Raw genomic sequence first — 20266 nt, 5'->3', positions numbered from 1 at the left:
ATGTGGTGGACACGGCTGAAGGCACTGATCGTCAAGGAACTTCTGGCGGTGCTGCGCGATCCCAAGGGTCGCGCGATCCTGATTGGGCCGCCGATCCTGCAGCTTCTGGTGTTTTCCTATGCTGCCACGCTCGAAGTGACGAATGTCGATGTCATGGTTCTCAATCGGGACAACGGCCATTGGGGCCAGGAACTGGTCGAGCGGATCGACGGCTCCCCGACGTTTCGAAGCATTGCTTTTACGGACAACCAGAAGGAAGTGCGCGACGCCATCGACAGGCAACGCGCCATAGCGGTTCTGGAGATCGGCCCGACCTTCTCGCGCGAGATCGAGGCGGGCCGGCCGGCGGAGGTCCAGATCATTCTCGACGGACGCCGGTCGAATGCATCGCAGATCGTCTCTGGCTATCTTGGGCGCATCGTCGCCACGCTTGCCGCCGACACGCCGGCCGGAAAGCGTTCTGCGTCCGAGACAATCGCCGTCGTGGCGCGAAACTGGTTCAACCCCAACCTCACCTACCAATGGTTCATGGTGCCCAATCTGGTGGCCAGCATCGCATTGCTGATCGGCCTTATTGTTACTGCACTGTCGATCGCGCGCGAACGGGAACTGGGCACCTTCGACCAGCTAATGGTGTCGCCGCTCAGGACGCATGAGATCCTGATCGGCAAGTTGATACCGCCAATGATGATCGGGATGTTCCACATTACGGTCTACATTCTCGCCGCCGTCTTCATCTTCGGCGTGCCGCTGCGCGGGTCGCTGTTCCTGCTCTACGGCAGCGCGATATTCTATCTTGCAGCGGTCGTTGGTCTCGGGCTGTTCATTTCAGCGTTGTCGATGACGCAGCAACAGGCGATCCTCGGTGCCTTCCTGTTCATGGTGCCGGCAATGTTGCTCTCGGGCTTTGCGACACCGATCGAGAACATGCCTGCCTGGCTGCAGCCGGTCACGCTCGTCAATCCGCTGCGCTACTTTCTGGTCATTGTGAAGGGGGTGTTCCTGAAGGATATCCCGCTGGCCGAGGTCGTGCGCCAGACGATACCGCTCTGCGTCATCGCCCTCGTCACGCTCTCGGCCGCTTCGTGGTTGTTCCGCCGCCGGCTGGAGTAACTGTCAGCCCCTGACGAAGCGCTCGATTGCGGAGATTTCATTCTGGCGGATGTCATGGCCACCGGCATGCCATTCGATTTCAGTGTCAGCGGCCTGCGCCGTGAAATAATCCGCCAGCGCCTGCGTCTGGGGCGCCGGGCAAATCGGGTCGCGTTCACCGGCCGTGATCAGAACGTGGCGCCCTGCAAGCGCCGCATTGTCCTTCGGCCGGAACGGGATCAACGGATGCATCAGCATCGCCTTGTCGAAAAGGCCATTCTCGATCAGCACGTTGGCGAGAATGTTCGCCCCGTTCGAATAGCCAAGGGCAACGATCTCGGACGCCTGGTGTTCGTCGGCAAGCGCCTTTACGAAATGGGTCATCTTCTTCGTCGCTCGGGACAAGTCCGCCATGTCGTAGACGCCTTCGCCGGTCCGCTTGAAGAAGCGCGCCGCGCCATGTTCCGACACGTCGCCGCGCGGTGAGACGATCGTAGCTTCGGGCATCAGTTGCGCACCGAAGGAGAAGAACTGGTTTTCGTCGCCGCCCGTGCCGTGGAAGACGAAGAAGATCGGATTGCCGGGTTGGCCGGCCTTCAGTTTGTGGACGTAGCCGTGATCGGCCATGGAAATCTCCTTGTTTCTTGCGGGATGTCGCATCGGCGGCAAAGCATCGCCCGGCCGCCCTGCGCCCTAAGCTTCCAGCTTCTGCAGATGGCTTTCGAGAACCGGGCGCAGGTGCTTGTGCTGCTGCGGCAGCTTCAGCGCCTCGCCGAGATGGGCCAGATCCTCGTCGCGGCTGAAGCCCGGTTCGTTGGTGGCGATCTCGAACAGGACCCCGCCCGGCGTGCGGAAGTAGATCGCCCAGAAGTAGTCGCGATCGATGACCGGGGTCACCTGATAGCCGGTGTCCATCAGCGCCTTACGCACTTCAAGCTGCTTTTGCCTGTTGTCGACGGCAAAAGCGATGTGATGCACGGAGCCTGCGCCCTGGGCGGCGCGATTGAGGTTCGGCATGGTCTCGAGATCGATCACGCCCGCGCCATTGCCACCCGGCATGATCAGGCGGGTGACGCCGTCCTTGCGGTCCAGTTCCTCGTAGCCCATGAACTTCAGAAGCTCCGCTGTCGCGCCTTCGTCGCGCAGCCGCATCGCCGCCGAATGAAAACCGCGGATCGCGTGGTCGCCCGAAACGCCGCCATCTGTCCAGGGCGCCCGCGGGTCGTCGCGCACTTCGACAAGTGCGAAGCCGTCACCATCAGGACCCGCGAAATTCAGGCGCTTTTCACCGAAGGTCTGTTCGTCCTTGAGGCCGGTGACACCCAGCTTCGAAAGCCGATCGCGCCAGAAACCGAGCGCGCTCTCCGGAACGGAAAAGACCGTGGTACCGACTTCGCCGGTGCCGGCACGTCCGCGCGGCATCTGTGGAAACGGAAAATAGGTCATGACCGTGCCGGGTGTGCCGGCCTCGTCACCATAGTAGAGGTGATAAACGTCAGGGGAATCGAAGTTCACCGTCTTCTTGACGCGGCGCATGCCCAGCGTCTTCGTGAAGAACTGATTGTTGGTGAAGGCATCGTCCGCCATCGACGTAACGTGATGCAGGCCCTTGATCTGATTGAGCATTGCCTTGATCCTTTCCGCCCGCCGTGACCGGGCCTTGTCATGACGCATAGATGCGCTCATCCGGGTCGTTGCGAAAGACAGTTGCCACCAAACGCATTGTCTACGTTTTGTTGACGACCTGGGAGAATCGTTGAACGAACAGTGTGGACATACCCGACGCCTTGTGAGTGGACCGGCGGCTGCTTAAGATTGGTGCCAGCCATAGTATGGCTGTCGGGAACGAACGGGAGGAGGAGCCCAGACATTCCGTGAAATACCGCCTGATCGTTGCTGTCATCCTGCTGCCGCTGGCGGTTGCCGTCCTTGCCTGGCAAGGCAATGCCATGGCGACACGCAGCTATTTCGACGAGGCATCTGCCCAGGCAAACACCGCCCTCCGGCTTGCGGTGGCGGCGCTGGACGGACATCTCAACAGATACCAGGCCCTGCCCGCCCTGATCGCCGATCACGATGACATCAAGGAGCTCGCCACGCGGCCCCGCGACCGGCGTCTGCGGGAAACGGTCAACGCCTATCTCAAGGATATCAATGGGCTGCTGCACTCCTCCGATATCTATGTGATCACGCCCGACGGCGACACCATCGCCGCCAGCAATTATGACGGCCCGACGAGCTTCGTCGGACAGAACTTCAGCTATCGCCCCTATTTCCAGGAGGCGTTGCAAGGGCGACAATCCAGGTTCTACGCGCTTGGCACGACCTCGCTGAAGCGCGGCTATTTCTTCGGTGCTCCCATCCGCGTCGGCGAGGATATCCGCGGTGTCATCGTCTTCAAGGTCGATGTTGAAAGTATCGAGGCGTCCTGGCAGGGCGGCGAGTACAAGATTTTCGTCTCCGATCCCGAGGGCATCATCTTCATGACCGGGACGCCGGAGTGGCTCTATACCGCGATCCTGCCCCTGACGGAGGAGCGGCGCGCCCAGACTGTCGCTTCGAGGCGCTATGCGGATGCCGCCGTTGGCCCTTTGCCCCTCACGCGTCACGACAGCGGCGATCACCACTTGATGCGCGTATCCTCCGGTCAGTCCGGCCGCGAATATCTTGTCGTGTCGCAATACATGACGGACGCTGATTGGACCGTGAACGTGCTCGCCGACACGGCCTCGGTGAAGACACAGGCCCTGACGACGACAATCGCGGCGCTGCTGCTGATCTGCCTTGCCGGATTGGCGGCGGGGATCCTTTGGCAAAGACGTGCGCGGCTCAACGAACGCATCTCGATGCAGGCCGAGGCACAGGCGGAATTGGAACGGCGCGTTGACGAACGAACGGCGGATCTCGCACGCGTCAACGCGCAGATCGAGGAGGAGATCGCCGAGCGCCGCCTGACCGAGCAACAACTGCGCCGCACCCAGGCCGATCTCATCCAGGCCGGCAAGCTGGCGGGCCTCGGGCAGATGTCGGCGGCGTTGTCGCACGAGTTCAATCAGCCGCTGGCGGCCGCAAAGACCTATGCAGACAGTGCAACCTTGCTGATTGAGCGCGGGCGAACCGATGAAGCCAGCGACAATGTCAGGCGGATCTCCGGCCTCGTCGACCGCATGGCGGCAATCAGCCGGCACTTGCGCAATTTTGCCCGAAAGCCCAACGAAAAGCTCGGACCGGTACCGATCGAGGAGGTGGTGCGCGACACGATGGAGATCGTCGCCGTCAGGCTCAAGGCGGCGTCGGCTGAGATTGACATCGATCTCGGGCCGGAGCCTCTGGTCGTGCGCGCCGGTTTCGTCCGTTTGCAGCAGGTTTTGGTCAACGTGATCTCCAATGCGGCCGACGCGGTCGAAGGTCTGGATGATCGCCGCATACGGCTACGCGCCTGGCGCGACGGGCAGAAGGTCATTCTCGCCGTCAGCGATCACGGACCCGGCGTGCCGGCGGCAATCGCCGAGCGGATTTTCGACCCGTTCTTTTCGACCAAGGGTGTCGGCAAGGGGCTGGGCCTTGGCCTGTCAATTTCCTATAACATCGTCAAGGACTTCGGCGGCAGCCTTGTTGCCACCAACCTTGCCGAAGGCGGTGCGGAATTTCGCATCGAACTTCCTGTTGTAGACGACCTGGGCCAGGAGGCCGCCGAATGATCGAAAGCCGTGTCCTGCTCGTCGACGACGAAGAGGAACTGCGCCATTCGAGCGCGCAGGCACTGGAGCTTGCCGGCTTCCGCGTCGAAACATTCGCCAGCGCCGAGCGCGCCCTGGAATTCATCGGCTTCAGTTTTCCCGGCGTCGTCATCAGCGACATCCGCATGCCGGGCATGGACGGCATGACCTTTCTGCAGCGCATTCGCGAAATCGACGTGGAGGTGCCGGTGATCCTTGTTACCGGCCATGGCGACGTTCAGCTCGCCGTCCGCGCCATGCGCGACGGCGCCTATGATTTCGTCGAAAAGCCTTTTACCGCGCAGATGCTCGCCGGCACCATTCGCCGCGCGCTCGACTGGCGCGCGCTGGTGCTCGAGAACCGGCGCCTCAAGGCCGTTGCCGGCAAGCGCGACGACATCGAGCAGCGGCTGCCCGGCCGCAGCCAAGTCATGGTCGACCTGCGCTACCGCATCCGTGCTATCGGTGCCTCCGATGCAGATACCTTGATCATCGGCGAGACCGGTGTCGGCAAGGAGGTCGTGGCCCGTACCCTGCACGATCTGAGCGGCAGGGCAAGCAGTCCCTTCATCGCCATCAACTGCGCGGCCCTGCCGGAAAACCTGATCGAGAGTGAACTTTTCGGCCATGAGCCAGGCGCGTTTCCCGGCGCGATCCGTCCACGCTACGGCAAGTTCGAACATGGACGCGGCGGAACCATTCTGCTCGACGAAATCGGCTCGATGCCGATCGATCTGCAGGCGAAATTTCTGCGCGTGCTGCAGGAGCGCGTGATCACGCGGCTCGGCTCCAACGAGGTCGTGCCGCTCGACGTCCGTTTCATTGCCACCAACAAGGTGGATTTGGAGCAGGAGGTGGCCGCAGGTCGTTTCCGGCCCGACCTTCTCTACCGCCTCAATGTCGCAACGCTGCGCGTGCCGCCGCTCGCACAACGCCGCGCCGACATTCCGCTCCTGTTCCTGCAGCTCGTACGCGAATCCGCTGCACGTTATGGCCGAGATGAAGTCGAGGTCTCACAAAATATGCTGGCGGAGATGGCCGAACGCAACTGGCCGGGCAATGTGCGCGAACTGCGCAACGCTGCCGAAAGGCTCGTGCTCGGGCTTGACGCGACATCAGAGGAGACTGCCTCGCCGACGCCGAATGGCGGCCGTCTGGCAGACAAGGTCGCAGCCTTCGAGAAAGGGCTAATTGCCAATGCCATCGCCGCCCACGGCGGATCGCTGAAACCTGTCTATGAAACGCTCGGCATCTCGCGCAAGACACTCTACGAAAAGATGCAGAAGTTCGGGCTCGACAAGAAGCTCGTGGCGACCGACTTCACCGGCGACAACGATGACCGCTAGCATTACCGAGCCCCTCGAACGAAAACAGGGGCGCGGATATCCACGCCCCTGTAAAGCCGTAACGGAAATGACGCCTCAGACGTTGAAGGCCGCTCCGATCAGCGTCCTGGTATACGGCTCCTTCGGCGCATCGAAGATCCCGTCGGTATCGCCTTCTTCGACGATCTTGCCGTTTTTCATGACGATCACATAGTCCGACATCGCCTTCACCACCGACAGATCGTGGCTGATGAAGATGTAGGACAGGCCGTGCGAGCGCTGCAGATCGCGCAGAAGCTCGATCACCTGCCCCTGAACCGAGCGGTCCAGCGCCGATGTCGGTTCGTCGAGAATGACGACCTTCGGCTTCAGGATCATGGCGCGCGCAATCGCGATGCGCTGCCGCTGGCCGCCCGAAAACTCGTGCGGATAACGGTTGCGCGACGCCGGATCGAGCCCGACTTCCTTCAACGCTTCGATGGCGCGACGGTCGCGATCGGCGCGGCTGAGCGACGGCTCATGCACGTGCAGACCTTCAGTGATGATTTCACCCACGGTGCGGCGCGGCGACAGCGATCCATAGGGATCCTGGAACACCAGCTGCAATGCCCGCCTGAGCGGACGCATCTGGCCGCGGTCGAAGCCGGAGATGTCGGTCGTGCCGAAGCGATAGTAGCCGCTGCTCGGCAAGAGCCGCAGCAATGCCCGCCCGAGCGTCGATTTACCCGAACCGGATTCTCCGACGACGCCGATCGTCTGGCCTTCGCGAAGTCGCAAGGTGACCTTGTCGACCGCGCGGAAGACGGCGTTGCCACGGGTGAAGAAGCCGCCGCCGATCGCGTAGTCGACGCAGACGTCCCGGCCTTCAAGGATGATCGGTGCATTGTCTGCCGGAGGAGCCTTGCGGCCGCTCGGTTCTGCCGCGAGCAACATCTTCGTGTAGTCGGCCTGCGGCCGCTCGAAGATGTCAGCTGTGGTGCCCTGCTCCACCACTTCGCCGCGGCGCATCACCGCGACCCGCTCGGCAAAGTGTTTGACGATGCCGAGGTCGTGCGTGATCAGCACGATCGCCATGCCGAAGCGCTTTTGCAGCGACTTCAGGAGGTCGAGGATCTGGGCCTGGATCGTCACGTCGAGCGCGGTTGTCGGCTCGTCGGCGATCAGGAGATCCGGTTCGTTGGCAAGCGCCATCGCGATCATCACACGCTGGCGCTGGCCGCCCGAAAGTTCGTGCGGATAGCTGTCAATGCGCCGGCCCGGTTCCGGAATGCCCACCAGTTCGAGCAGTTCCAGCACGCGCTTTCGCGCCTGCTTGAACGTGCCGCCGCGGTGATGAACGATCGGTTCGGCAATCTGCCGGCCGATCGTATAGAGCGGGTCGAGCGAGGTCATCGGCTCCTGGAAGATCATGGTGATCTTGGAGCCGCGCACGCCGTTCAGTGCCTTGGGCGAGAGGCCCACCAGTTCCTGGCCGCGATAGCGGGCAGAGCCGGTAACGGTGCCGTTCTTGGCAAGCAGGCCCATGATGCCCATCATCGTCTGGCTCTTGCCCGAGCCGGACTCGCCGACGACGGCAAGCGTCTCACCGGTGCGCACATCGAGGTCGATGCCCTTGACTGCTTCGACCGTACCGTCCGGCGTCGAGAAGTTCACCTTGAGGCCGCGAACGGCCAGAATGGTTTCGTTTGTGTCAGCCATATCAGCGGTCCTTCGGGTCGAGCGCGTCGCGCAGGCCGTCGCCGACGAAGTTCAAAGAGAACAGCGTCAGAACAAAGAAGATGGCCGGGAAGATCAAGAGCCAGGGGTACGACTGGATATTCTTGGCGCCTTCCGAGATCAACGCCCCCCAGCTCGTCAGCGGCGCCTGGACGCCGAGGCCGAGGAAGGAGAGGAAGCTCTCGAGCAGGATCACCTTCGGCACGACGACGGTGACGAAGACGATGACGGGACCGATGGTGTTCGGAATGATGTGCCGGCGGATGATCTGCCAGTCGGTCAGACCGAGCGCCTGCGCCGCGCCGACGAACTCCCGCCGTTTCAGCGCCAGTGTCTGACCGCGCACGATGCGGGCCATATCCAGCCATTCGACCGCGCCGATCACCAGGAAGATCAGGATGAACGAGCGCCCGAAGAAGACGACGAGAACGACGACGAGGAAGACGAAGGGCAGAGAATACATGATCTCCACCAGTCGCATCATGACGTTGTCGACGCGGCCGCCGATGTAACCCGACGTCGCGCCATAGACGACGCCGATGCCGAGCGACACGAGACTGGCGAGCAGGCCGACGGCGATCGAGATCTGGCCACCGAGCATGACGCGCACCAAGAGGTCGCGACCGTTCGAGTCGGTGCCGAACGGGAAGTATTCGCGGTCGACCTGGCCGGTGACCTTGAGGGTGCGCCCCTCATCCTCGGTCGCCACGACCTGAGTGTCGCGGAACTCGTTGGCACGATCGAAGTAGCGCGTCGCGCGTGCATCGATCGGCTGCTCGGAGGTGATGGTCGCGGTGAAGGCCTCACCTTCGACGTTGAACTCCTTCAACGTGACGCGGGCGCGTGTCGCGATCCCTTCCATGACCCCTTGCAGGGTGGACGCATCCGGACGAGGCTCGAGGCTCGGCCCGATATTCACATAGGACGGGAACACCTGATCATAGGTGTGCGGCACGAACAGCGGCCCCAGGAACGAGAAAATCGCGATCAGGGCCAGCATGACGCAGCCCGCCATGGCCGCACGGTTGCGCTTGAAGCGCATGGCAGCCAGCTGGAAGAGGCTACGCCCCTTCGTTTCCGGCGTTGCCGCCGGTGTCTGGACGATATCAGTCATGGCGAACCCTCGGATCGAGCAGGCCGTAAAGAATGTCGACCAAAAGATTGAAAACGATAACGAAGATGGCAACGAGAATGACCGTGCCCATTACCAGCGTATAGTCGCGGTTGATCGCCCCAAGGACGAAGTAGCGACCGACACCCGGAATGGTGAAGATCGTCTCGACCACGGCGGAGCCCGTCAGCAATGCCGCCGCGCAAGGTGCGAGGTAGGAGACGACAGGCAGCATCGCCCCGCGCATGGCGTGCGTGATGACGACTGTCCTCGCGGGAAGACCGTAGGCCTTGGCGGTGCGGATATGATCGGTGTGCAGCGCCTCGATCATCGAACCGCGGGTCAGGCGCGCGAAGACGGCCAATTGCGGCAGGGCGAGCGCGATCATCGGCAGGATCAGGAAGCGCATCGAACCGTCACCCCAGCCGCCGGCTGGCAGCCAGGCGAGGAAGATGGCGAAAATCAGCGTCAAGACGGGGCCGACGACGAAGTTCGGCACGGTAACGCCGAGCGTCGAGACCGACATGATGGTGAAGTCGAGGATGCTGTTTTGCCGAAGTGCAGCGATCGTGCCGGCGATGACGCCGCCGATTACCGCGAACAGCAGCGCGTACAGGCCGAGTTCTATCGAATAGGGCAGGCCCTTCCCGATCAACTGCGCGACGTTGTTGTCCTTGTAGATGTAGCTCGGGCCAAAGTCGCCAGTCACTGCATTGCTGAGGTAGTGAACGTATTGGCGCCACAGGGGCTGGTCGAGCTGATACGTCGCCATCAGGTTCGCCATCGTTTGTGGCGGAAGGGGACGCTCGAGGTTGAAGGGGCCGCCAGGGGCAAACCGCATCAGGAAGAAGGAAATGGTGACGACGATAAACAAGGTCGGCACCGCACTCGCCAATCGGCGAAGGATGAAGGAAATCATGGACGTACTCCGGAGGCGACGCGCGGGTCTTTCACCGCGCGTCGTCCCTGTTCGTTATTCGGCGACGCTCAGGAACCGGCTCAGGTGCTGGTTCGGCGAGTTGTCCTGCCAGCCCTTGACGCGGTCGGAAACCAGCCACAGGTCGGCCTGGGTCAGGAGCGGAGCGATCGGCTGTTCCTTCATCAGCAGAGCTTCGGCTTCATGCAGCAGCTTGGAGCGCGCTGCCGGATCCTGCTCCTCGTAGGACTTCTTCATGAGGCCATCGAATTCAGCGTTTTCGAAGTGGCCGTAGTTGAAAGTCTTGTTGGAGCTGAGGCTGAGAGCGAGGAAGTTTTCGGCGTCGGCGTAGTCGGCAACCCAGCCGGCGCGCGCCACGTTGAACTTGCCGCCTTCCTGCAGGTAGGCGTAGTGCGAGGACACGTCGAGGTTCACCAGCGACACCTTGGCGCCGAAGGTGTTCTTCCACATGTCGGCAACGGCCGTTGCAACGCGCTCGTGGTTCGGGTTGGTGTTGTAGCGCAACTCGATCTCGAGCGGCTTGCCACCTTCGCCGTAACCGGCTTCCTTCATCAGGGCCAGCGCCTTGTCTTCGCGGTCGAGCTGCGACAGGGTGCCGAACTCGGCCTTGGACGGATCGCCATAGCTCTCGATGCCCGGGGGCACCATCGAGTAGGCCGGAAGCTGCGAGCCTGCGTAGATTTCCTTGGCAAGGAAGTCGCGGTCGACGGCCATGGACAGCGCCTGACGGACGCGAACGTCGCTATAGGGCTCCTGGCGGGTGTCGAAGGCGTAGTAGTAGGTCGCGAGCGTCGGCGACACGTGAACCTGTTCGCCGTGGGACTTGCGCAGACGATCGAGCTGATCGGCCGAGAAGTTGTAGGCGAGGTCCATTTCCTTGGCTTCGAAGCGGCGAACCGAAGCGGCCTGATCGTCGATCGGGTAGAAGATGACCTTGTCGAGCTTGACGTTGGCGGCATCCCAGTAGTTGGGGTTCTTGACGGCGGTCAGGCTATCGTTCGGAACGTGCGCGGCGAGCGTGAACGCGCCGTTCGAAACCATGACGCCCGGCTTGACGAAGTCGGCGCCGTTCTTTTCGACGCTGGCCTTGCTGACCGGAAGTGCCGTCTGGTGCGCCAGCAGCTCCAGGAAGAACGGGGTCGGACGCTCAAGCGTGATTTCCAGCGTCTTTTCGTCGACAGCCTTCATGCCGAGCTGGTCGGTCGGCAGTTCGCCCTTGTTGACCTTTTCGGCGTTCTTGATCGGGAAGAGAATGTTGGCGTAACCGGCCGCAACCTTCGGGTCTTCGACACGGCGGAACGAGAAGACGAAATCTTCTGCCGTCACCGGCGAACCGTCGGACCACTTCGCGTCAGCGCGCAGCTTGAAGGTGTAGACCGTGCCGTCGTCCGAAAGCTCCCACGTTTCGGCTGCACCCGGGACGATCTTGCCCGAGGCGTCATAGATCGTCAGGCCTTCGTAGAGATCCTTCAGGATGAACTCTTCGATGTTGATCGACGTATGGGCCTGGTCCAGCGTCTGCGGCTCACCGGCATTGCCACGATGCAGGACAGCTTCGGCAAGAGCCGGGCTTGCTCCGATGAGCAACGAGCCGATCAGCGCGGCAGCGCTTAGGTTGAGTTTCAGTGAGGCCATTTTGTTTCTCTCCTTCCCCTTTTTTGGGTTTGTGATCGCAGGAGAGAAGTGCAAAACTTTCGCAAACGCAAGGCGGATTCTGCAGCCCGCTGCATCTTTATCTATAGCGCCGTAATTTTACACACCTTTTGATTGTATTTCGTTTGCGATCGTTTTCGTCGTTTTTGCGACGCTGATGTGACAGCAGGGCGGTAATCCACGCCTATCTACTGTAACGTTTTAGATACGGTCGCCGTTTTCCCGGACCGCGGCCAAGAATCAGCCGTCATGCAAACTTCGTGAATTCGAGAGGCAGTTTACGTAATGTGCGGAAAGAAATAGGGCCTTAGCCGCAATCTTCTTGCAGGACGTCCGCTGAACGGTCACACCACGCTTCCGCTCAGGCCATTTCCAACTCAGTGTAGCTCGCCAACGGCGCGCGTAAAAGTAGCATTTGGCCCGATTGGTCCGGCCGGCTTTGACGCACCACTAGAAAGCGAAACGGTTAGATCCGTCCTGTTGCATCCAGTCCACAGTAAAATCGATTGAAGCGCATCCGACACCCCTGCCAGCCAGCCTGTCGCCCGTTGCCAAACCACTTTGATGAACTATTGTGCGCCTGACTTCGGTGGGCGCGACCATTTCGCACGCGTTGTCACGTCGCACGGCAAATCCGGCCATCGACTGGCGTCGATGAAACCACGCGCGACGTCATGGCCGGACCATTTTCGTCGCGCACCAAGCTGCGCAGAGACATATAAAGGGAGATTATCGAATGGCATTGATCACATTGCGGCAACTGCTCGACCATGCGGCGGAGAACGACTACGCACTGCCGGCGTTCAATGTGAACAATCTCGAATACATTCAGGCCGTCATGCGCGCTGCTGACGCGACTGATTCTCCCGTTATCCTGCAGGCAAGCCGCGGCGCCCGCTCCTACGCGGGTGACGCCTTCCTGCGCCACCTCATCCTGGGTGCAGCGGAAGAATATCCGCACATTCCGGTTTGTCTGCATCTCGACCACGGCGACCAGCCGTCGACCTGCATTTCGGCGATCACCAACGGCTTTACATCGGTCATGATGGACGGTTCGCTGGAAAAGGACGGCAAGACCGTCGCGAGCTATGAATACAATGTCGCAGTCACCGCCGAAGTCGTGAAGATCGCGCATGCGGCCGGCGTTTCGGTCGAAGGCGAACTCGGCTGCCTCGGCAACCTGGAAACCGGCGCCGGCGACAAGGAAGACGGTCACGGCTTCGAGGGCAAGCTGTCGCGCGAGGAACTGCTGACCGATCCGGAGCAGGCTTTCGACTTTGTCACCAAGACCGGCGTCGATGCGCTTGCCGTCGCCATCGGCACCAGCCACGGCGCCTACAAGTTTACTCGCGAGCCGGATGGCGACATCCTGTCGATCGAAACAATTGCCAAGATCAACAAGCGTCTGCCGAACACCCATCTCGTCATGCACGGTTCGTCCTCCGTTCCGAAGGATCTGCAGGACCTGTTCAACACCTATGGCGGCAAGATGAAGCCGACCTGGGGCGTCCCGGTTTCGGAAATCCAGAAGGCGATCCCGCTTGGCGTTCGCAAGGTCAACATCGACACCGACCTGCGTCTCGCCATGACCGGCACGATCCGCAAGAACTTTGCCGAAAATCCGGAAAACTTCGACCCGCGCACCTACCTGAAGCCTGCAACGGCTCTCATGACCGAGGTTTGCCGCGAGCGCTTCGAAGCCTTCCGTACCGCCGGCAAGGCATCGAAGATCCGTACTCTGCGCCTGCCGGAGATGGCCAAGCGCTACGCTGCAGCCTGATGGGTTCGTCACACGCCGCCCTCAGAATGTCGGCGGCGTGTTGATCCATAGAAGGATGGTTTCGCCGTCATGCCTGTTGGTCCAGGCATGACGGCGTTTGCTTTCGAAATAGAGCGAATCGCCGACATCAAGGTCATAGAACTGGTCGCTGTCGAGAATGAACTCGACGCGCCCCGAAAGCACATAGACGAATTCCTCCCCCTCATGCCGATAGGCGCCTTCGCTCGAAGCTCCCGGCTCGAGCACGAAGCGATGGCAATCCATCTGGTTGCGACCATCCGCCAGCAGTTGCACGGTGACGCCGGGCGTCGTCTTCGGCCAGGCGCGCCACTCTCCCGCACGAACGACGGCTCGGGAATCGCCCTCCTCTTCTCCAGACAGGCTCGAAACCGTCGTTTCGAAATACTCCGCGATGTTATGGAGCACCGCGACAGAGACGCCCTGCGAGGTTCGCTCCAGCGTTGACAGGACCGACGCCGCGATACCGATTTCGCCCGCGACCAGTTCCAGCGTCTTGCCGGCGGCATGCCGCAGACTGCGAAGCTTTCGGCCAACCTGATTGTCGATACCGCTTTCCCCTGGTGCAGGCGCGTCATCGTCCCCGGCCACTTCGGCCTCGAGTGCCTCTCGGATCGCCGCGGGATTGAGCCCACGTTCAACCCGGAACCAGGAAATGCGCTTCAGTCGCGACAGATCACTTTCGGTATATTGCCGATGGCCCGTCGGCGAGCGCTCTGGCACGACCAGCCCTTGTGTTTCCCACAATCGGAGAGTCGAGGCGGAGACACCCGCCAGTCGTGCAGCCTCGGCAACCTTGTAGCGCACGCCGCCCATTTTCCGCTTCCCTGTTTTGTCAGCGCATGCCGGCGCGAATCTGCGCCCCGCTTGCGCATTGGCGAACTTACCTGCCGCACATCACCTTTTACAAGAATGCCCTATCAGTGCCTGTGGTCTCTCGATCACCAAATTTGATTTGCATTCCATTTTGAAAGATGTACCACTTCCCGAACAATCTTGCAGAAAAAATGCAATATATTGCCGACGCCAGCAACAGGGACACGCGCCATGACTAGCCTCACCGATCGCAAAAACGCTGCCATTTCCCGCGGCGTGGGCATGACCACGCAGATCTATGCCGACCGTGCGGAGAACGCCGAAATCTGGGACAAGGAAGGCAATCGCTACATCGACTTCGCCTCCGGCATCGCTGTCGTCAACACCGGGCACCGCCATCCGAAGGTGATCGCCGCCGTCAAGGCGCAGCTCGATCGCTTCACCCACACATGCCATCAGGTCGTACCTTACGAGACCTATGTGCATCTCGCCGAGCGTCTGAATGCGCTAGCACCCGGCGACTTCGCCAAGAAGACAATCTTCGTGACCACCGGCGCGGAAGCCGTTGAAAACGCGGTTAAGATCGCCCGCGCGGCCACCGGTCGCCAGGCCGTGATCGCCTTCGGCGGCGGCTTCCATGGCCGCACCTTCATGGGCATGGCGCTCACCGGCAAGGTGGTGCCGTACAAGGTCGGCTTCGGCGCCATGCCGGGCGACGTCTTCCACGCCCCCTTCCCGATCGAGCTGCACGGCGTCACTGTCGAGCAGTCGCTGGCAGCACTGAAGAAACTGTTTGCCGCCGATGTCGATCCGGGTCGCGTGGCCGCGATCATCATCGAGCCGGTACAGGGTGAAGGCGGCTTCTATCCTGTTCCGCCAGCCTTCATGAAGGCGTTGCGCGACATCTGCGATCAGCACGGCATCCTGCTGATCGCCGACGAAGTTCAGACCGGCTTTGCCCGCACAGGCAAGATGTTTGCGATGGATCATCATGAGGTCGCGGCCGATCTAATGACGATGGCAAAGAGCCTTGCGGGTGGCTTCCCGCTCGCTGCCGTCACCGGCCGCGCCGAGATCATGGACGCGCCAGCCCCCGGCGGTCTTGGTGGCACCTATGGCGGCAATCCGCTCGGCATTGCCGCGGCGCATGCCGTGCTAGACGTGATCGCAGAGGAGAAGCTTTGCGAGCGGGCCGAGCAGCTTGGCGGCCGCCTGAAGCAGCGCCTTGCAGCCATTCGCGAGCAGGCGCCCGAGATCGTCGACATCCGCGGCCCCGGCTTTATGAACGCCGTGGAATTCAACGATGTGAAGACCAATCTGCCGAGCGCCGACTTTGCCAACAAGGTACGGCTGATCGCACTCGAAAAGGGCCTGATCCTGCTGACCTGCGGCGTGCACGGCAACGTCATCCGGTTCCTGGCACCGATCACGATCCAGGACAACGTCTTTGCCGAGGCGCTCGACATCCTCGAAGCCTCGATCCTCGAAGCGCGCGGTTGACGCGGTGCCGGGCGACCGCTAACGCGGTTGTCCGGGCCGATGAGATGGCTCCGGGCGTCGGGAGGAACGACGCCCGCAAGAACAAACAGGAAGCGGGCCGGTCGGCATGCGACGGGCATCGCTGGAGGACGCCCATCATGACCCTGACGCCGGCCTTGACCAAACACCTGCGCGACGCCGAACTGTTTTCTGGTTTGGACGGTGTTGCGCATTGCGCCGGGAATTGGACGGGCGCGACCTTCGACGTCTTCAACCCGTCGAGCGGAGAGTTGCTGGCGTCGTTGCCAGATATGGGCATTGCACAGGCGAGCGCCGCGATCGATGCAGCCGCCGCCGCGCAAGTCCTTTGGGCGGCAAAACCGGCCAAGGATCGAAGTGCCGTGCTTCGACGCTGGCACGACCTGATCATTGCCCATGCCGACGATCTCGCCGCCATCCTCACCGCCGAAATGGGCAAACCGATCGGCGAATCGAAGGGCGAGGTGCTGCACGCTGCCGCCTATGTCGAATGGTACGCAGAGGAGGCCAAGCGTATCTATGGCGAAACCTTCCCGGCACCGGCCAATGACCGACGCATGCTGGTCATCAAGCAGCCGGTCGGCGTCGTCGGGACGATTACCCCTTGGAACTTCCCTGCTTCCATGGTCGCCCGCAAAATCGCGCCGGCGCTTGCCGCCGGCTGCGCCATCGTGCTGAAGCCCGCCGAACAGACACCGCTCGTTGCCGGCGCCATGTTCGTGCTCGCTGAGAAGGCCGGCTTCCCGACAGGCGTCGTCAATCTGCTCTACGCTTCGGAAGGGGCTGCGATCGGGCGCGAACTCTGCAGCAACCCTAGGGTACGCAAGATCAGCTTTACCGGCTCGACGGAAGTCGGCCGCCTGCTGATGCGCCAGTGTTCAGACCAAATTAAGAAGGTGAGCCTGGAACTCGGCGGCAATGCCCCCTTCATCGTTTTCGACGACGCCGATATCGACGAAGCGGTCGATGGTGCGGTCCAGGCGAAATTCCGCAATGCCGGCCAGACCTGCGTTTCGGCAAACCGCATCTATGTGCAGTCGGCCGTGCACGACGCGTTTGCGGAGAAATTCGTCGCGCGCGTCGCCGAACTTTCGGTAGGCGACGGCTTTTCGGCCGGCGTCACCATCGGCCCGATGATCGACCGACATGCGATCGAGAAGATCGAAGCCCACGTCGCGGATGCCGTGTCGAAAGGCGCGCAAGTGCGCGCCGGCGGTCGTCGTATCGGCACGTCGGGCACCTTCTTCGAGCCGACGGTCCTCACCGGCATCTCGACCGACATGCGCGTCGCTCAGGAAGAGACATTTGGCCCGATCGCCCCGATCATCCGCTTCGAGACCGCCGAACAAGTGATCGCCGAGGCGAACGATACGATCTATGGCCTCGCCGCCTATTTCTACGCCGAGAACCTTAGGCGTGTATGGCATGTCGCCGAGGCGCTCGAATACGGCATGGTCGGCATCAACACCGGCCGCATGTCCTCGGAGGCCGCCCCCTTCGGCGGCATCAAGCAGTCGGGTATCGGCCGCGAAGGCTCCCGCCACGGGATCGAGGACTATCTGGAGATGAAGTATCTCTGCATGGGCAACATCTGACGTTTCAAGCGTGATCCTGGCGATCAGTCAACGATGTGGTAGCCGCCGTCGACATAGAGAACCTGCCCGGTTATCAGCCGCGCGGCATCGTGAGCGAGGAACGCCGTAGCCGCGCCGACGTCATCGATATCCACAAGCTCGCGGGCCGGCGACTTGATCTTCGTCTTCTCGAGCAGCGCATCGAATTCTGGTATGCCTGACGCAGCCCGCGTCGCAAGCGCACCGGGCGAGATGGCGTGGACGCGAATGCCCTTGGGGCCGAGCTCTGCCGCGAGATAGCGGACCGCACTTTCGAGTGCCGCCTTGGCGACGCCCATGATGTTGTAGTTCTCCACCACGACCTGCGAGCCGTGATAGGTCATTGTGAAGAGTGTACCGCCATTCTTCATCAGTGGTTCTGCCAGATGCGCCATGCGAATGAAGGACCAGCAAGAAATGTCCATGGTCTTCAGGAAACCGTCACGCGGCACGTCGACGACGCGCCCGCCGAGCGTATCCTTCGGCGAAAAGGCGATGGAGTGCACGACGAAGTCGAGTTCTCCCCAAGTCTTCTCGATCTCCTCAAATACCGCTTCCATCTGCCCGGGAATAGCCACGTCGAGCGGCAGGAAGATCGGCGCTTCGAGCTCGCGCGCCAAGGGCTCCACATGGGGCTTGGCCTTGTCATTGAGATAGGTGACGGCGACTTCGGCCCCGAAGGCGCGGAAGGCGCGAGCGCAGCCCCACGCGATCGAGCGGTCGTTGGCGATGCCGACGATGAGGCCTTTGCGGCCTTCGAGAAGCTTGGCCCTCGCTGCGGGAATGGACATGGATTGCCTCCGTTGGGTCAGGCTGCAGGGGTTTTGAGAAGTGCAAGCGTGTGGCGCGCGATCATCAATTCCTCGTCGGTCGGAAGAACGTAGAGCGCGACGCGGCTTGAAGCCGTGGAGATCAGGGTGGCACCGATGTCGTTGGCGATGGGGTCGAGTTCAGCTCCGAGCCACGCGAGACCTTCCGCGATCCGAGCACGGACCGGGGCGGAGTTCTCGCCGACGCCCGCAGTGAAGACGAAGGCGTCGATGCCACCGAGCGCGGCCGCAAGCATCCCGGCGTTGAGCCCGCAGCGATAGACGAAGTGATCGATGGCGAGCTTGGCGTGCGGATCGTCGCTTGCCAGGAGATCGCGCATGTCGTTCGACACGCCCGAGAGCCCCTTGAGCCCAGCCTCGTGGTAGAGCATATCCGAGACGGCCTGGGCGCTCATGCCGCGCTGCAGAATGAGATAGAGCACAACGCCCGGATCGAGCTGACCCGGCCTTGTTCCCATCGGCAGACCGTCAAGCGCTGTGAAGCCCATGGTGGTCTCGACGCTGTGGCCGTCGCGCAGCGCGCACATCGAGGCACCGCTGCCGAGGTGGGCAACGATCACTCTGCCGCGTGCCACCTGTGGCGCCACCGCGCGAAGGTGCTCGGCGATGTATTCATAGGAAAGACCGTGGAAGCCATAGCGCCGCACGCCCTCGTCATAGAAACGGCGCGGCATGGCGTAGCAGTTAACCTCTTGCGGGTGACCATGATGGAAGGCGGTGTCGAAGCAAGCGACCTGTGGTACATCTGGATTGATCGCCATCGCCTGGCGGATAGGCGCAAGGTTGTTGGGTTGGTGCAGCGGCGCAAGATCCTGGTAGCTCGCCAACCTCTCGAGCACGCCCGCGTCGATCAGCACAGGCGCCGAAAAATCGGGGCCGCCGTGCACCACACGGTGTCCGATAGCGCGAAGCGTGACACCTTCGAGCGTCAGCAGCCAATCCCGTGCTGCAGCAATGGCTGTCGGCAGGTCGCCGACCTTGTCAGCCGGATAGTTCCGGTCAACGAGCACGGCGCCGTCGGCGCCCTTCGCTTGGAGCCGAGGGAACGTACCGATACCACCGATCTGGCCCTTTATCTGTCGTTCGAGCCCCCCATCGGTGATCCCGAACAATTGGAACTTGATGCTCGACGAGCCGGCGTTGACGACGAGGAGTGCATCCATCGCTACACCGCCGCAACTTGTGCCGCCCGCCGCCGTGCCGCATAGAGCGAAGCCACGGCGCAGGATGCAAGACGCGTACGTACGGAATCCGCCCGTGAGGTCAACACGATCGGCACCCGCGCGCCAAGCACGATGCCCGCTGCGTCGGCATGGGACAGGAAGGTAAGGTTCTTGGCGAGCATGTTGCCGGCCTCGAGATCCGGCACCACCAGGATCTGGGCTCTGCCGGCGACCGGCGAGACTATGCCCTTGATGCGCGCTGCTTCCGGATCGATCGCATTGTCGAAGGCGAGCGGCCCGTCGAGCAGGCCGCCGGTGATCTGGCCACGGTCGGCCATCTTGCAGAGCGCGGCAGCCTCGATCGTCGAGGGTATTTTCGTCGTTACAGTCTCCACCGCCGAAAGGATGGCGACACGCGGCTCGCCGAGACCGATCGTCACCCAGAGATCGATGGCATTCTGCACGATGTCGCGCTTTGCCTCGAGGTCCGGGAAGATGTTGATGGCAGCGTCGGTGATGAACAGCGTCTCGGCATGGCCAGGCACATCCATGATGAAGACGTGGCTGATCCTTCGGTCAGTCCTGAGCCCGGTTGCGGAGGCGGCAACTTCCTTCATCAGCTCGTCGGTATGCAGGCTTCCTTTCATCAGGAGTTCGCCCCGGCCCTCGCGTATCATTGCTACGGCCTTGGCGGCGGCCGCATGACTGTGCGGCACATCCACGATCTCGCGCCCGTCGAGGTCGAGGCCGTGTTCGGCCGCGACGGTGCGGATCTTCGCCTGCGGGCCGACGAGAACAGGCGCAATCAGGCCCAACTCGGCGGCCTCCAGCGCACCGCGCAGCGATGTCTCGTCGCAAGGATGCGCCACGATCGTGACAGCCGGCGTTTCGTCCTGCGCGGCTGCGATCAGGCGGTCGTATTTGGACAGTTCAGGCGTCATTGCGCTTGCTTCGGACACGTAGAAATCTCCCTCG

Annotated in this window: 16 protein-coding genes; 6 read left to right on the top strand and 10 right to left on the bottom strand. The window is 62.0% G+C overall.

From position 1 onward, the window contains the following. A complete protein-coding gene (locus tag BLJAPNOD_RS24080) occupies positions 1-1113 on the top strand; it encodes an ABC transporter permease (protein WP_115421716.1) in 1113 nt (370 codons plus the stop codon). Positions 1114-1116: 3 nt separating this feature from the next. Here the strand turns inward: BLJAPNOD_RS24080 and BLJAPNOD_RS24075 are convergent, their stop codons facing one another. Then, positions 1117-1719 carry an alpha/beta hydrolase gene (locus BLJAPNOD_RS24075; RefSeq protein ID WP_115421715.1) on the bottom strand — a complete coding sequence of 201 codons (603 nt, stop codon included), beginning with the start codon at positions 1717-1719 and terminating at the stop codon, positions 1117-1119. Between the two features lie 66 nt (positions 1720-1785). Next, positions 1786-2718, bottom strand: a complete 933-nt coding sequence (locus BLJAPNOD_RS24070) for a VOC family protein (RefSeq protein WP_115421714.1) — start codon at positions 2716-2718, stop codon at positions 1786-1788. A 248-nt stretch (positions 2719-2966) separates the two neighbouring features. Between BLJAPNOD_RS24070 and BLJAPNOD_RS24065 the strand changes: the two genes are divergently transcribed. Next, a complete protein-coding gene (locus tag BLJAPNOD_RS24065; RefSeq protein ID WP_115421713.1) occupies positions 2967-4793 on the top strand; it encodes a sensor histidine kinase in 1827 nt (608 codons plus the stop codon). Then, positions 4790-6157: a sigma-54 dependent transcriptional regulator gene (locus tag BLJAPNOD_RS24060; protein WP_115421712.1), complete on the top strand. Its 1368-nt coding sequence runs from the start codon at positions 4790-4792 to the stop codon at positions 6155-6157. Before BLJAPNOD_RS24065 ends, BLJAPNOD_RS24060 begins: the two co-directional genes overlap by 4 nt. Before the next feature lie 75 nt (positions 6158-6232). Here BLJAPNOD_RS24060 and BLJAPNOD_RS24055 read toward each other — a convergent pair whose 3' ends face one another. Genes BLJAPNOD_RS24055 through BLJAPNOD_RS24040 form a run of 4 tightly spaced genes read right to left on the bottom strand, consistent with a single transcriptional unit; the run spans position 6233 to position 11535 of the window. After that, complete coding sequence (locus tag BLJAPNOD_RS24055; protein WP_077505627.1) at positions 6233-7834, bottom strand: ABC transporter ATP-binding protein; 1602 nt, start codon at positions 7832-7834, stop codon at positions 6233-6235. A gap of 1 nt (position 7835) precedes the next feature. Continuing rightward, positions 7836-8966, bottom strand: a complete 1131-nt coding sequence (locus BLJAPNOD_RS24050; RefSeq protein WP_077505626.1) for an ABC transporter permease subunit — start codon at positions 8964-8966, stop codon at positions 7836-7838. Beyond that, entirely contained in the window at positions 8959-9882 is a 924-nt protein-coding gene (oppB, locus tag BLJAPNOD_RS24045) for an oligopeptide ABC transporter permease OppB (protein WP_077505624.1), read from the bottom strand. Before oppB ends, BLJAPNOD_RS24050 begins: the two co-directional genes overlap by 8 nt. A 54-nt stretch (positions 9883-9936) precedes the next feature. Beyond that, positions 9937-11535 carry a peptide ABC transporter substrate-binding protein gene (locus tag BLJAPNOD_RS24040; RefSeq protein WP_077505622.1) on the bottom strand — a complete coding sequence of 533 codons (1599 nt, stop codon included), beginning with the start codon at positions 11533-11535 and terminating at the stop codon, positions 9937-9939. Positions 11536-12289: 754 nt separating this feature from the next. On the opposite strand from BLJAPNOD_RS24040, the gene fba reads away from it, so the two are divergent. Then, positions 12290-13333 (top strand): class II fructose-bisphosphate aldolase, encoded by a 1044-nt coding sequence (fba, locus tag BLJAPNOD_RS24035; protein ID WP_057211221.1) that lies wholly within the window; start codon positions 12290-12292, stop codon positions 13331-13333. A gap of 21 nt (positions 13334-13354) precedes the next feature. On the opposite strand, the gene BLJAPNOD_RS24030 is transcribed toward fba, so the two are convergent. Further along, the gene (locus BLJAPNOD_RS24030; RefSeq protein WP_077505620.1) at positions 13355-14167 is read right to left on the bottom strand and encodes a MerR family transcriptional regulator; all 813 of its coding nucleotides are present in this window, start codon (positions 14165-14167) and stop codon (positions 13355-13357) included. Between the two features lie 231 nt (positions 14168-14398). Between BLJAPNOD_RS24030 and BLJAPNOD_RS24025 the strand changes: the two genes are divergently transcribed. Together BLJAPNOD_RS24025 and BLJAPNOD_RS24020 are read left to right on the top strand one after the other, a co-directional pair. Beyond that, the gene (locus BLJAPNOD_RS24025) at positions 14399-15667 is read left to right on the top strand and encodes a 4-aminobutyrate--2-oxoglutarate transaminase (protein ID WP_115421711.1); all 1269 of its coding nucleotides are present in this window, start codon (positions 14399-14401) and stop codon (positions 15665-15667) included. Positions 15668-15804: 137 nt separating this feature from the next. Beyond that, the gene (locus BLJAPNOD_RS24020; RefSeq protein WP_115421710.1) at positions 15805-17280 is read left to right on the top strand and encodes an NAD-dependent succinate-semialdehyde dehydrogenase; all 1476 of its coding nucleotides are present in this window, start codon (positions 15805-15807) and stop codon (positions 17278-17280) included. 23 nt (positions 17281-17303) lie between these two features. Here the strand turns inward: BLJAPNOD_RS24020 and fabI are convergent, their stop codons facing one another. The 3 genes from fabI to BLJAPNOD_RS24005 are packed head-to-tail and all read right to left on the bottom strand — an operon-like array spanning position 17304 to position 20250. Continuing rightward, positions 17304-18089 carry an enoyl-ACP reductase FabI gene (gene fabI / locus BLJAPNOD_RS24015; RefSeq protein ID WP_077505614.1) on the bottom strand — a complete coding sequence of 262 codons (786 nt, stop codon included), beginning with the start codon at positions 18087-18089 and terminating at the stop codon, positions 17304-17306. Between the two features lie 17 nt (positions 18090-18106). Next, complete coding sequence (locus BLJAPNOD_RS24010; RefSeq protein ID WP_077505612.1) at positions 18107-19291, bottom strand: acetate/propionate family kinase; 1185 nt, start codon at positions 19289-19291, stop codon at positions 18107-18109. Between the two features lie 2 nt (positions 19292-19293). Further along, the gene (locus tag BLJAPNOD_RS24005) at positions 19294-20250 is read right to left on the bottom strand and encodes a phosphate acetyltransferase (protein WP_115421709.1); all 957 of its coding nucleotides are present in this window, start codon (positions 20248-20250) and stop codon (positions 19294-19296) included. Between the last annotated feature and the right edge of the window lie 16 nt (positions 20251-20266).

Origin of the sequence: Ensifer sp. M14 (assembly GCF_003355565.1) — a bacterium.
Classification (GTDB): domain Bacteria; phylum Pseudomonadota; class Alphaproteobacteria; order Rhizobiales; family Rhizobiaceae; genus Ensifer.
This window is presented reverse-complemented; position numbering and strand designations above follow the sequence as displayed.

Coding starts and splice junctions, on each gene's coding strand:
- BLJAPNOD_RS24080 (WP_115421716.1), top strand. CDS start 1: ATGTGGTGGACACGGCTGAAGGCACTGATCGTCAAGGAACTTCTGGCG.
- BLJAPNOD_RS24075 (WP_115421715.1), bottom strand. CDS start 1,719: ATGGCCGATCACGGCTACGTCCACAAACTGAAGGCCGGCCAACCCGGC.
- BLJAPNOD_RS24070 (WP_115421714.1), bottom strand. CDS start 2,718: ATGCTCAATCAGATCAAGGGCCTGCATCACGTTACGTCGATGGCGGAC.
- BLJAPNOD_RS24060 (WP_115421712.1), top strand. CDS start 4,790: ATGATCGAAAGCCGTGTCCTGCTCGTCGACGACGAAGAGGAACTGCGC.
- BLJAPNOD_RS24055 (WP_077505627.1), bottom strand. CDS start 7,834: ATGGCTGACACAAACGAAACCATTCTGGCCGTTCGCGGCCTCAAGGTG.
- BLJAPNOD_RS24050 (WP_077505626.1), bottom strand. CDS start 8,966: ATGACTGATATCGTCCAGACACCGGCGGCAACGCCGGAAACGAAGGGG.
- oppB (WP_077505624.1), bottom strand. CDS start 9,882: ATGATTTCCTTCATCCTTCGCCGATTGGCGAGTGCGGTGCCGACCTTG.
- BLJAPNOD_RS24040 (WP_077505622.1), bottom strand. CDS start 11,535: ATGGCCTCACTGAAACTCAACCTAAGCGCTGCCGCGCTGATCGGCTCG.
- fba (WP_057211221.1), top strand. CDS start 12,290: ATGGCATTGATCACATTGCGGCAACTGCTCGACCATGCGGCGGAGAAC.
- BLJAPNOD_RS24030 (WP_077505620.1), bottom strand. CDS start 14,167: ATGGGCGGCGTGCGCTACAAGGTTGCCGAGGCTGCACGACTGGCGGGT.
- BLJAPNOD_RS24025 (WP_115421711.1), top strand. CDS start 14,399: ATGACTAGCCTCACCGATCGCAAAAACGCTGCCATTTCCCGCGGCGTG.
- BLJAPNOD_RS24020 (WP_115421710.1), top strand. CDS start 15,805: ATGACCCTGACGCCGGCCTTGACCAAACACCTGCGCGACGCCGAACTG.
- fabI (WP_077505614.1), bottom strand. CDS start 18,089: ATGTCCATTCCCGCAGCGAGGGCCAAGCTTCTCGAAGGCCGCAAAGGC.
- BLJAPNOD_RS24010 (WP_077505612.1), bottom strand. CDS start 19,291: ATGGATGCACTCCTCGTCGTCAACGCCGGCTCGTCGAGCATCAAGTTC.